Source organism: Sphingomonas folli (assembly GCF_019429525.1).
GTDB classification, from domain to species: Bacteria; Pseudomonadota; Alphaproteobacteria; order Sphingomonadales; family Sphingomonadaceae; genus Sphingomonas; species Sphingomonas folii.
The window spans coordinates 473,325-485,368 of record NZ_JAHXZL010000002.1; the positions used below are offsets into that span (position 1 = coordinate 473,325).

Below are 12,044 nucleotides of genomic sequence, written 5' to 3' on the forward strand. Positions count from 1 at the left end.
CGCGAACACTTCCCATAGATGGCGTCTATGATCGATCGCTACCTGCTGCGCTACTTCCTGGCGGTGGTCGACCACGGCACCTTCTCGCGCGCCGCGTCGCACTGTCGCGTGACCCAGCCGACGCTCTCGGTCGGCATCGCCAAGCTCGAGTCGCTGCTCGGCCAGCCGCTGTTCGAGCGCAGCAGCCGCCGCGTCGCGCTCACCGCCGCGGGCGCGCGCCTGGCCGAGCACGCGCGGCGGATCGAGGCAGGGTTCGTCGCCGCCGAGCAGGCGGTGAGCGACTCGCCCGCGGCGAAGCTGATCCGGCTCGGCGTCTGCGCCACGCTGCCCGATGGCTGGGTCGAGGAGGCGCTGCGCGCCGCCGCCCCGGCGCGCGACGCGGGCGAGCGGCTCGAACTGGTCGAGGGGCGCGCCGGCGAGCTACGCGCCGCGCTCGACCGCGGCCGGGTCGACGCGATCGTCGCGCCGCTCGATTCCGCGCTGCCGCACCGCGCCCTGTTCGACGAACCCTATGCGATGGCCTTCGCGCGCGACCACCGGCTGGCGCGGCGCGCGAGCGTCGAGGCGGAGGAACTCGCCGAGGAGCCGATGGTGGTGCGGCGCCACTGCGAGATGCTGGCCGAGACCAGCCGTTTCTTCACCGCGCGCGGGATCCGCCCCTTCATGGCCGCGCGCACGCACAGCGACGCGCGCGCGCTCGCCTATGTCCGCGCCGGGCTGGCGACGACCCTGCTTCCCGCCTGCTACGCCGACCCGGCGCTCGCGCTGGTCCCGCTGTCGGGCTTCGACCAGCGCCGGATGATCGCGCTGTGCTTCGCGCCCGCCAGCCGCGCGCGCGCCGAGCATAGCGCGGCGCTGGCCCGCATCGGCGACCGGCTCGCCGAACTCGGCGGCGGCGGCGCGCGTGTTTACCGTTAATTATACCACTTCGGCCTAATCGCCCACCGCTACGGCGCGGCAGCGTCGCATGGGGGGATGTCTATCTATGTCGAAGTCCGCGTTCCTGCTCTCGGCGGCGGTGCTCGCCGGTCTCGCCGCCCCCGCCGCGGCGCAGAACCTGCGCGGGTCCGCCGCCGACGCCAAGCCGAGCGACGCCAAGTCGGGTGACTCCCCCAACACCGCCGACATCGTCGTCACCGCGACGCGCCGCTCCGAGCGGCTGTCCAACGTGCCGATCGCGGTCTCGGCCTTCGGCCAGGCGGCGCTGCAGAACTCCGGCGCGACCGACATCCGCCAGATGACCCAGATCGCGCCCTCGCTGCTGGTCTCCTCGACCGGCTCCGAGGCCAACGCCGCGGCGCGTATCCGCGGCATCGGCACCGTCGGCGACAATCCGGGCCTCGAGAGCTCGGTCGCGGTGTTCATCGACGGCATCTATCGCAGCCGCACCGGCGCGGGGCTCAACGACCTCGGCGAGATCGAGCGGATCGAGGTGCTGCGCGGCCCGCAGGGCACGCTGTCAGGACGCAACTCCTCGGCCGGCGCGATCAGCATCTACACCAAGCTGCCCGAGTTCAAGTTCGGCGGCTTCGCCGAGGCGACCTACGGCAATTACGACGCGGTGCGCCTGTCGGGCGCGCTGACCGGGCCGGTGATCAAGGACCTGCTCGCCTTCCGCGTCGACGGTGTCTATTCCAAGCGCGACGGCTTCCTGCGCGACGTGGTGAACAACACCGACTATAACGATCGCAACCGCTATTTCGTCCGCGGCCAGCTGCTCTTCACCGTCACCCCCGATCTCGCGATCCGGCTGATCGGCGACTATACGCATCGCGATGAGAAATGCTGCGGAGCGGTCTATATCGGCACCGCCGAGACGATCGATCCCACCCCGGGCGCGCCCGGCGACTTCGCCTTCAACCCCAACGGCAACCGCATCACCGCGGTGCTGCGCAGCCTCGGCGGCGTGCTGCCGAGCGAGGGCGATCCGTATGATCGAAAGATCGCCTTCTCCCCCGGCCGCGACTATTCCAACCTGACCACCGACGGCGGGGTCTCGGCGCGCGTGCGCTGGAACATCGGCGCGACCCAGCTGACCTCGCTGACCGCGTATCGCGAGTATAAGTCCGCGGGCGCGGCCGACATCGACTATGGCAACGTCGACATCGGCTACCGCCCCGACGACGGCAACAACTATCGCCGCTTCAAGACCTTCACGCACGAGAGCCGGTTCTCCGGCTCGATCCTGGGCAACAAGCTCGACTGGCTGATCGGCGGCTATTACGCGCACGAGGACCTGGAGGTCGTCGACAATCTGCGCTTCGGCACGCAGTACGGCGCCTTCGCCGCCTGCCGCATCGTGGCGACCATCAACCCGCTCGCGGCGCTGCGCAACCCGGCCAATCGCGGCTGCCTCAGCACGGTCGGGCGCGGCGCGCTGACCGGCGCGGTCGGCGCGCAGATCGTCGGCGGGATCGATCGGCTGAGCACGCTCAACGACCTCGGCAGCCTGCGCGACGTCTACGACCAGACCAGCGAGAACTGGGCCTTCTTCACGCACAACATCTACAAGCTGACCGATCGGCTCAACGTGACGCTCGGCCTGCGCTACACGCACGAGAGCAAGAAGCTGGGCGCCGCGTTCAACAACAACAACACGGTCTGCCCGGCGCAGCAGGCCGCGCTGGCGCCGCTGCTGCGCAGCACCAACGCCACGCTCCAGTCGCTCGCGGCGGGCATCGTCACGCTGAGCTGCACCGGCAACTCGACCTCGGCGCTGACCGGCGTCGGGCTCGACGACCGCTTCAAGGAGGGTCAGCTCACCGGCACCGGGGTGGTGTCGTGGAAGCCGGTCGACAGCACGCTCGTCTACGCCTCCTACGCGCGCGGCTACAAGGCGGGCGGCTATAATCTCGACCGCTCGGACCTCACCGCCACCGTCTTCGCCACGCCGACCGCGGCCACGGCGAGCAACCTTCGCTTCGATCCGGAGACGGTGAACGCCTATGAGCTGGGCCTCAAGTACAGCGCGCACCAACTCACCGCCAATGTCGCGCTGTACCGCTCGGAGTTCACCAACTTCCAGCTCAACACCTTCAACGGCACCAATTATATCGTCCAGAACATCGGCGGCTGCGACCAGTCGCTGAGCGGCGCCGACCGGGACAATTCATCGACCAGCGGCGCCTGCACCGGCAAGGTCGGCAAGGGCGTGGTGACGCAGGGCGTCGAGCTCGAGCTCGGCCTCTACCCGGCGCCCGACTTCACGGTGAACCTGGGCTACACGCTGGCCGACGCCAAATATCGGCGCGACCTCGTCGGCAGCAAGGCGGGCGAGCCGCTCAACGCCGCGCTGTTCCTGCTGCCGGGCAGCCAGATGTCGAACGCGCCCAAGCACACCGTGACCAGCGCGGTGACGTGGAGCCCGGCGCTAGGCGGCGGCGGGCTGACCGGGCTGTTCTACGTCGATGGCCGCCTGACCAGCGACTATAACACCGGCTCGGACCTGTTCGCGGAGAAGGCACAGGACGGTTTCTTCTTGATGAACGCGCGCCTGGGCGTCCGCGGGCCGGAGCAGCGCTGGGCGGTGGAGCTGTGGGCGCAGAACCTCCTCGACGCCGACTATCAGCAGGTGGCGTTCAACCTGCCCTTCCAGGGCGCGGGCAGCCGCTCGCAGGTGCAGGCCTTCGGTTCGCCGTCCTACGCCACGGGCAACGCCCTGTTCGGCGCCTTCCTGGCCGAGCCGCGCACCTATGGTGTGACGCTGCGCTCGCGCTTCTGAGGCGCCAAGCGGGCGTGCCGCCGCCGCGCCTCGGTGCGGGGGCGGATCGCGGGTCTACCCTCGCGGCGAGACGTGATGCGGCAGGCGCGAGCGGGCGGACATCCGCTCGCGCCTGATCTCACTCGCCGCGCTGCGCCGCACGACGACGACGTTCGAGCTGCGGCATCCCTGCGATGACATCGGCTCCGCGGGCTCTGGTCGGCCTGCTCGCCGTCGACCGACCGGGAACCAGCGGGATGCTCCTGCCGACGTAGAAGCCCAGAGGCACGAGCGTCACGCCTGGGGCCTTGGGCTCCGGCGTTCGCCGAAGCTCGGATCGATGGAGGTGGATCAGACTCTAACGCCCGCTCACGCCTTCTTCAGCTCCTCCGGCTTGTGGACCGCTTCCTTGCCCGACTTGGCGCTCTTGACGCGATATTGCGGGTCGTCCTTGCTGGCCTTGGCAGTATGGCCGCCGGCCTTGGTGGTCTTGGTCTCCTTCTTCACCACCGTGCCGCTGGTCTGCCCCTGCGGCGTATCCCACTTCACCTTGTCGCCGGCCTTGAGGGTCTTGGTCATGGCTGCTCTCCTGTCGCTCGGCGACGTCAAGTGGATCAGGCCCGCGCTAGTTCCATCGCCTCGCTGATGCGGCGATATCGCCGCTCGCGGGTTGGATGTCCCGGTCCCGAGGAGAGAGCGATGAGCGAGAGCGAGAAGATCACCACCGGCGCCAACGACCGCGCCGTCGACGAGTCGCTCGCCAGCGGCGCGCCCGGCATCCCCGACGACGCGCTGCTGCCGGGCGAGGACCTGCCCGACCCGCCCAGCGACGAGGAAGTCGCCCGCGTCGCCCGCCAGCTCGGCGCGCCTGTGCCCGAGGCGTGAGGCGCCCCGGCCCGGCCGCGGAGACGAGCGGGACCCGCTAGAATCGCGCGCGCACCGCCCCCGCGAGCATGCGCGGGTCGGCCGGCGCGTGGAGCCGCTGCGTGCCGTCGTACCAGACATATTCGTGGCGGTCGTCCGCGAGGTTGCGTAGCTGCAGCGACAGCTCCACCGCGCTAGTCAGCCGATAGCCCGTCTCGGCGGTGAGCTGGACGTAGCGGCCATAGCGCCCCTGCGCGTTGGCGGGCGTCAGCGCGTAGGACGACTGCCCGTTACCCCATAGCGAGGCGCGCCAACGCCCGCGCGGCGGCGCCCATTCCACGCCGGCGGTATAGACGTCGCGCGGGACGTGATCGATCTCATTGCCCGCCTGTGAGGGTGTCGCCGGGTCGGGCACGCGGATCACCGCTTTCTGGCGCGACCAGCTCGCCCAGGCCGACCAGCCGTCGCCCGGCTGGACGCTCGCCTCGAGGTCGACGCCGCGCCGTCGCGTCGCGCCGAGATTGTCGAACTCGCCCGCGGGATCGTTGAGGCGCCGGCGCAGCTCGCCGGTGGCGGTCTGCTGCCACAGCGCCGCGCGCGCGGTCAGCCAGCGCCCGCGCGCCAGCCGCACGCCCGCCTCATAGCCCTCGTTGATCGAGGCCGCGACGTCGCGCGCGCGCGGCGGCACGATGAACGCGCCCGACCCCGCGCCGATCTGGAACGTGCGCCCGTAATTGCCGTACGCGGTCACGCCCGCGACCGGCTCGACCGCGATCGAGAGCTTGGGCTGGCTGATCGTGCCGTAATCGTTGACCGGATAGCGCCGGCCGTTGAGCCGGTTGACATAGTCGCCGCCGACGCGGTCGAGCCGCCACGCCGGCGTGACGCGCAGCCAGCGCGCGGGTGTCAGCACCGCCTGGACATAGCCGCCGCCGACGGTGAGGTCGACGTCCTGGTCGCGCGTCGCGGCGATCACGCGGCGGCGGTCGGTCGTCCAGCGTCGGCTGATATTGTGCTGCCACTGCACGTCGCCGCCCGCCTCCGCCATCAGCCAGGGCGCGGCGTGCCAGTGAAGGGCGGCGACGACGCCATATTGCTGCTCCTCGGTCAACCGCTGCTGCTGCGCCACGCTCTCCGAGAAACGCACGTAGCGATTGTCGTCGATCGTGTTGGCATAGCCGCTGAGCGACAGCGCCACGCTCGTGCCCGGGGCGGCGTCGAGCGTCACCGCATATTGGCCGAGCGCGCGCGTGCCCCCGTCGCTCGCCGAGAGCGGGTAGGAACGCCGGCGGTCGCCGTACGCGTCCGCGTCGGTGAGATAGCCCGGCTCGTCGGCATCGGCGCGGCTGTGGCGCGCGATGAGACCGAGCTGCGCGCCGCCGAGGTCGAGCCGCCACTTGCCCGACAGCGTCAGCCGATCGAAACCCGCATGGTCGCGGTACCCGTCCGAGCGTCGATAGCCGAGCGCGAGATTCTGGCTCAGCCGCCCGGTCTCGGCGCCCGCGGCGAGCTGTGCCTCGGCGGTGCCGAACGCGCCCGCGCTGACCCGCGTGTCGAGATAAGTGCCGCCGCCGCGCGTGACGATATTGGCGCTGCCGGCGATGGCGTGAAGGCCCCAGCGCGGGTCGGAGGTGCCGCGCACCAGCTCGACCGAGCCGATCGCCAGCGGCGAGACCAGGTCGATGAAGTCCATCCGCCCCGCGTTGTCGTTGGAAGGGATGCCGTCGATCAGCAGCTTGACCGCGTTGATCTCGCCCTCGCCGTTGAAGCCGCGGATCGAGAAACGGCCCGAGGTGGTGCCCTGGCCGAAGTCGGTCAGCACCACGCCGGGCAGCCGCGCGAACAGCTCCCAGGCATCGTCGACGTTCTGCCGCTGCGCGACGTCGCCGCCGAGCACGTCGACCGAGGTGAGGACCTCGCCGGTGGAGCGGGTCATCGACTCGGCGGTGACGACCACCTCGCCGATGGTGACCCCGGTGGCGGAGGCCGGGTCGCGCGCGTCCTGCGCGCGCGCGACGGCGGGGAGACAGGCGAGCGCGACCGCGCCCGCGGAGAGAAGATGACGAGACATGAGGATTCCGATCGCTCGCGCGCGCTCGGGCGCGCCGTCGCTGGAGGGCCGCTCACCGTAAAGCGTCGGCCGGGATGGTCGGGATCAGGCGCGCGCGGGCGGCGCGTGCGTCGGCGGTCGCAGCCATTCCCCCGCCGCGAGGCGAAGCGCGCGGCCGCGCGGCGCGGCGGCGGGCGCGACGTCGGGGGTCGGGAGCGCCAGCGACGGTGGGTCGCCCGCGGCGAGTGTGGGCAGCCCCAGGCCAGCGAAGGCACAGGTCGACTCGGTGTGACGGTGCGGCGCGCGGTGATCGGCGCGATCGTGCCCTTCGCGATGCGCCATCGCGCCCGGCGCCGCGCCCCACTCCGGGCAGCCGACCAGCGCGAGGCCCCGCGCCGAGGAGTCCGGCATGAAGCCCGCGGGTACGATCAGCCGCAGCGCGAGCGCGAGCAGCAGCACCAAGGCCAGCGCCGCCGGCCGTCGCTCGATCAGGTGCCGCAGCGACTCCACGCCGGCGAGCTAGCCGCGATCCGCGCGCGAGTCGCCGTCGCCGCGTGCGCGGCGAGGCGATGCTGGGCGGGGCGCGGGCTTTACCATCGGCTAACCATGGTACGCGCCTATCCGTAAACATGCGGTTTAGACAGCTGCGCCCGCTAAGAGGTTAGAAACACATCGGCCCTAATCACCGCCTCACCATCCTGAGGTCTCCCCCATGAAGAACTTGAAGATCAGCGCGAAGTTGCTCACCGCCTTCGGGCTTCTCGCCGCCGCCCTGGTGGTCATGGCGGTGATGTCAATCGGCGCGCAGAGCAAGTTGAACGACGCCGTGGAGCGGCTCGGTCGCGACCGCCGCGACAAGCTCGTCGCGATCGCGACGATCAACACCGCCACGTCGGACTATCGCGTCGCCGAGGCGAGCAGCATCCTGTCGGAAGAGCCCGAGCAGATCGCGGCCGCCGAGAAGGACGTCGCCGCGCGCGTGGGGATCATCGACCAGAACATGGCCTTCCTCGACCAGCGCCTGCGCGTCCCCGCCGCGATCGGCGCCTTCAAGACGTTCCGCGCGGAGTGGGCCGCGTTCGCCGCCGCGTCGCGCGAGACGCTGCAGCTGTCGCATCGAAATCTCAACAACGAGGCGCTCGCTCACTTCCGTGCGAGCAAGGGTCTCTTCGACAAGGCGAACGAGGACGCGGCCGAGCTGCAGCGCGTGCAGGTCCGCGTGATGGACGCCGACATGGAGTCCGCGGCGGCCACCTACGTCTGGTCGCGCAACGCCTCGATCGCCATCTCCCTCGCGGTACTGGCGCTCACGGTCGTCATGCTGGTCTCGCTGATCCGCGGCATCGCCACGCCGCTCACCGCGATGACCGCGACGATGCGGCGGCTCGGCGCGGGCGACCTGAACGCCGAGGTCGCGGTCGACCCCCGGCGCGACGAGGTGGGCGAGCTCGCCGGCTCGATGGTGGCGTTCCGCGACCAGCTCGTCGCCGCCGAGCGCGCCAAGCAGGAGCAGACGCGGCTGATCGTCGACAGTGTCGGCAGCGGGCTCGACTCGCTCGCGCGCGGCGACCTCACCGCCCGCATCGAGGCCGAGCTGACCGGGCCGTTCGCCAAGCTGAAGGACGATTTCAACAACGCGATGCAGTCGGTCGCCGCGACGCTCACCGCGGTGAACGCCAGCGCGGGGGGGATCACCAGCGGCGCCAGCGACATCCGCCAGGCCTCGGACGATCTGTCGCGCCGCACCGAGCAGCAGGCCGCCAGCCTGGAGGAGACCGCGGCGGCGATGCACCAGATCACCACCACGGTGCGCGACACCGCCGCCAACGCGGTCAAGGCGAACGGCGTGGTGAACGACACGCGCCGCGACGCCGAACAGTCCGGCGACGTGGTGCGCCGGGCGGTCGAGGCGATGAACGGCATCGAGCGCTCGTCGACCGAGATCAGCGAGATCATCGCGGTGATCGATGGCATCGCCTTCCAGACCAACCTGCTCGCGCTCAACGCGGGCGTCGAGGCGGCGCGCGCGGGCGACGCCGGCCGCGGCTTCGCGGTGGTCGCCTCCGAGGTGCGCGCGCTCGCGCAGCGCTCCGCCGATGCCGCCAAGGACGTGAAGAGCAAGATCACCGCCTCGACCGAGCAGGTCGACGCCGGCGTCACGCTGGTGGCGCAGGCGGGCGAGGCGCTCAACCGCATCACCGGGCGGATCGGCGAGATCAGCGCCTTGGTGTCCGACATCGCCTCCGCGGCCGAGCAGCAGGCGACCGGGCTGCAGCAGGTCAATACCGCGGTCAGCGAGATGGACGGCGTGACCCAGCAGAACGCCGCGATGGTCGAGGAAGCCACGGCGGCGGCGCGCAGCCTCGCCGAGGAGACCGAGAATATGTCTCGCCAGGTCAGCCGCTTCCGGCTGAGCGATCGCGAGGGGCAGGCGCCGGCCACGCGCCAGGTGGCGGCGTCGCCGGTCCACCAGCTCCAGGCCCGCGCGGCGAACGCCGGCGCGCGCATCGCCGCCGGCGCGCGCGCCAGCCGCGGCAGCGCCGCGGTCGCGGTGGCGCAGGACGATTGGTCGGAGTTCTGACAGCCCTGCCTTCCCCGCTGCCCCACCTGCCCTCATCCTGAACCCGCGTCAGTATCCGAGCCTGGCTCGTCCCGACGGCCGCGCCGCCCGCGGGCCGGTCGACCCCGCTGACGAGCGCCGGATGAGGGCGGCGCCGGGGTAGTATGCGACTTCATGCCGCACCCTCGCAGCCGACGGGTTTCCGCCCCTCCCGCTCCTCCGCGCTCCCGCGGCGCGCGTGGCGATAGCCGATGAGCGAGCGCGGAGGGATCCGCCTCATCACCGGCGCGAGGACCGACGTCCGGCTCGGGCGACGAAGGTCTTCTACGCCGCCGGCAATGTCAGCCGCACCGCCAGCCCACCGCCGCTCGCCTGATCGAGCGACAGCGCGCCACCGTAGAGCGCCACCAGCTCCGACGCGATCGCCAGCCCGAAGCCGTGACCGTCGCCACGCTCGTCCAGCCGGGTCCCCGGTCGCGCGACCCGCTCGCGCTCGGTCGCCGGGATACCGGGACCGTCGTCGACCACCTCGACCGCGACCCAGCGCCCATCGCGCACCGCCCCCAGCGTGACCCGCGCGGCGGCGTGGCGCGCGGCATTGTCGAGCAGGTTGCCGAGCAGCTCGTCGAGATCCTGCGCGTCGACCGCGACCACCAGATCGGCGGGCACGTCGAGCGCGATCCGCGCGTCGCGGTGCAGCGCGCCCACCGCGGCGACGAGACCCTCGGCCGCGGGGCGCAGCGACGTGGCGGCGCGGCGGTCGATCGCGGCGGCGCGCGCGCGCGCGAGGTGGTGGCGGATGGTGCGGTCGATCCGCTCGATTTGCGCCGCCTGCTCGGGCCGGTCGCGCAGGTCGAGCGCGAGCGCCGCGACCGGGGTCTTGAGCGCGTGCGCGAGATTGGCGGCGGCCCCGCGCGCCGCGGCGAGCGCGGCGGCATTGTCCGCGGCGAGCGCGTTAAGCTCGGCGGCGAGCGGGCGCAGCTCGGCGGGCTGGTCCTCCTCGACGCGATCGCGCGCGCCGCCGCGGATCGCCGCGACCTGGTCGCGCAGCCGGCGCAGCGGCGCCAGCCCGACGCGCAGCTGCACCAGCAGCGCCGCGGTGAGCACCGCCGCCACCGCGGCGAGCGCGCCGAGCAGCGGCCACAACGCCCCCTCGATCGGGCGGCGCACGACCGAGCGCGGCGCCGCGGCGGTGAGCGTGACGTCGCCGCGCGGGGTCGCGATCACCAGCTCGCGCGCGTGCACCTCGCCCCCGCTCTCGGCGGCGCCCTCGCGCGGCCGCGGGCCCCGCGACGCGAGGGGGCCGGCGGGCGGCGCAGGGCCGAGCGGCGGGTCGAGTGGATGGTCCAGCCGGGGGAAGTCGGCCGAGCCGAGCGTGCCGTCGGGGCCGTCGACGCGCCAGCGCCACTCAGGCCCGGCGTCGAGCGCGCCGCGCACCCGCTCCAGCCGCGCACGGTCGACGTGCCCGTCGGCGTCGACCGCGCTGGCGAGCAGGGCCAGCTCGGCGTCGAGCCGGCGGTCGAGTCCCTCCACCACGAGACGCCCGAGCAGCCCCGCCATCGCCGCGCCGGCGAGCGCCAGCGCCACGGCGGTGGCGAGCGCGGACACGATCAGCATCCGCGCCTGGATCGAGCGCGGCGCGCGCGCGCTCACTCGCCGACCAGCCGGTAGCCGCGCCCGCGCACCGTCTCGATCAGCGCGGCGCCGATCTTCTTGCGCAACCTGCCGACGATCACCTCCAGGCTGTTCGAGTCGGTGTCGGCGTCGCCCTCATAGACCTTCTCGAGCAGGTCGAGCCGCTCGATCACCACGCCCTTGCGCAGCATCAGCTGCGACAGCACGCGCCACTCCAGCGCGGTCAGCTTGAGCGGCAGGCCGTCGAGCTCGAACGTGCCGGTCGGCGCGTCGAGGCTGAGCGGGCCGGCACGCAGCAGCGGCTGGGCGTGGCCGGCGGCGCGGCGGACGAGGGCGCGCAGCCGCATCACCAGCTCCTCGACGCGGAACGGCTTGACCAGATAGTCGTCGGCGCCGGCCTTGAACCCCGACACCTTGTCGGACCAGCCATCGCGCGCGGTGAGCACCAGCACCGGCAGGTCGCGCCCCGCCGCCCGCCACGCGCGCAGCACGGAGACGCCGTCCATGCCGGGCAGCCCGAGGTCGAGTACCGCGGCGTCATAGGCCTCGGTCTCGCCGAGATGCGCGGCGTCGACGCCGTCGGCGACGAGGTCGACCGCGCAGCGTTCGTCGCGCAGCGCGCGCGCGATACGGGGACCCAGGTCGCGGTCGTCCTCGACGAGCAGGATACGCATGGCTCGGCGCTATACACCCGGCTTAAACCGAAACTGAACCGCGCGGTTCAGCGCGGGTGGCGGGAGGCCGGCGTAGAGACGGTGCATCGCAAGCAGAGGAGCCGATCGATGACCCTTCTACCCCATGTCAATGCCCCGCGCCGCGTCGCTCTGGCGGGCGCCGCGCTACTGGCACTCGGTGCCGCCGGCGGCGCCGGCGCGATGGCGCTGACCCGTCCCACGGTCGAGATGGCGCCGACCGTGCCCACCGCGGTCGCCCGGCTGCAGCAGTCGAGCGGCACCGTCACGGTGCGCGGCCGCGTCGCCGCGGTGTACGGCGACCGCTTCGTCGTCGAGGACTCGACCGGGCGCGCGCTGGTCGATGCCGGCCGCGACTCGGCGCCGCGCGCAGGTGCGCCGGTGCTGGTGCAGGGCCGCTACGACGAGGGGCAGCTGCGCGCGCGCTTCCTGGTCGACAGCGCCGGCGCGCGCGAGGTCGGCCCGCCGCCCCCGCCGCGGCACGGCCCCGGCGCGCCGCCGCCCCCCGCGTCGGGCGCCGGGGCACCCCCGCCGCCGCCGGGC

At 72.5% G+C, this 12,044-nt stretch carries 9 protein-coding genes and 1 pseudogene; 5 read left to right on the forward strand and 5 right to left on the reverse strand.

What is annotated here, in order from left to right; genetic code table 11:
- Positions 1–27 precede the first annotated feature (27 nt).
- Positions 28–918: a LysR family transcriptional regulator gene (locus KZ813_RS04875; RefSeq protein ID WP_219753812.1), complete on the forward strand. Its 891-nt coding sequence runs from the start codon at positions 28–30 to the stop codon at positions 916–918.
- A gap of 67 nt (positions 919–985) precedes the next feature.
- Entirely contained in the window at positions 986–3,721 is a 2,736-nt protein-coding gene (locus KZ813_RS04880; protein WP_219753813.1) for a TonB-dependent receptor, read from the forward strand.
- Between the two features lie 348 nt (positions 3,722–4,069).
- Here the strand turns inward: KZ813_RS04880 and KZ813_RS04885 are convergent, their stop codons facing one another.
- Positions 4,070–4,279: a hypervirulence associated TUDOR domain-containing protein gene (locus tag KZ813_RS04885; RefSeq protein ID WP_219753814.1), complete on the reverse strand. Its 210-nt coding sequence runs from the start codon at positions 4,277–4,279 to the stop codon at positions 4,070–4,072.
- A 120-nt stretch (positions 4,280–4,399) separates the two neighbouring features.
- Between KZ813_RS04885 and KZ813_RS04890 the strand changes: the two genes are divergently transcribed.
- The gene (locus tag KZ813_RS04890; protein WP_219753815.1) at positions 4,400–4,585 is read left to right on the forward strand and encodes a hypothetical protein; all 186 of its coding nucleotides are present in this window, start codon (positions 4,400–4,402) and stop codon (positions 4,583–4,585) included.
- 37 nt (positions 4,586–4,622) lie between these two features.
- On the opposite strand, the gene KZ813_RS04895 is transcribed toward KZ813_RS04890, so the two are convergent.
- Together KZ813_RS04895 and KZ813_RS04900 are read right to left on the reverse strand one after the other, a co-directional pair.
- Positions 4,623–6,635, reverse strand: coding sequence for a TonB-dependent receptor (locus tag KZ813_RS04895; protein ID WP_219753816.1), 2,013 nt, complete (start codon positions 6,633–6,635; stop codon positions 4,623–4,625).
- Between the two features lie 84 nt (positions 6,636–6,719).
- Positions 6,720–7,124, reverse strand: coding sequence for a hypothetical protein (locus KZ813_RS04900; RefSeq protein ID WP_219753817.1), 405 nt, complete (start codon positions 7,122–7,124; stop codon positions 6,720–6,722).
- 202 nt (positions 7,125–7,326) lie between these two features.
- Here KZ813_RS04900 and KZ813_RS04905 point away from each other — a divergent pair, with 202 nt between their 5' ends.
- Positions 7,327–9,195, forward strand: a complete 1,869-nt coding sequence (locus KZ813_RS04905; RefSeq protein WP_219753818.1) for a methyl-accepting chemotaxis protein — start codon at positions 7,327–7,329, stop codon at positions 9,193–9,195.
- A 303-nt stretch (positions 9,196–9,498) separates the two neighbouring features.
- On the opposite strand, the gene KZ813_RS04910 is transcribed toward KZ813_RS04905, so the two are convergent.
- Together KZ813_RS04910 and KZ813_RS04915 are read right to left on the reverse strand one after the other, a co-directional pair.
- The gene (locus KZ813_RS04910; protein ID WP_219753819.1) at positions 9,499–10,791 is read right to left on the reverse strand and encodes an ATP-binding protein; all 1,293 of its coding nucleotides are present in this window, start codon (positions 10,789–10,791) and stop codon (positions 9,499–9,501) included.
- Positions 10,792–10,823: 32 nt separating this feature from the next.
- On the reverse strand, positions 10,824–11,483 hold the full coding sequence (locus tag KZ813_RS04915) for a response regulator (RefSeq protein WP_219753820.1): 660 nt from the start codon (positions 11,481–11,483) through the stop codon (positions 10,824–10,826).
- A gap of 108 nt (positions 11,484–11,591) precedes the next feature.
- Here KZ813_RS04915 and KZ813_RS04920 point away from each other — a divergent pair.
- Positions 11,592–12,044: pseudogene (locus KZ813_RS04920) on the forward strand (hypothetical protein); the annotation flags it as partial.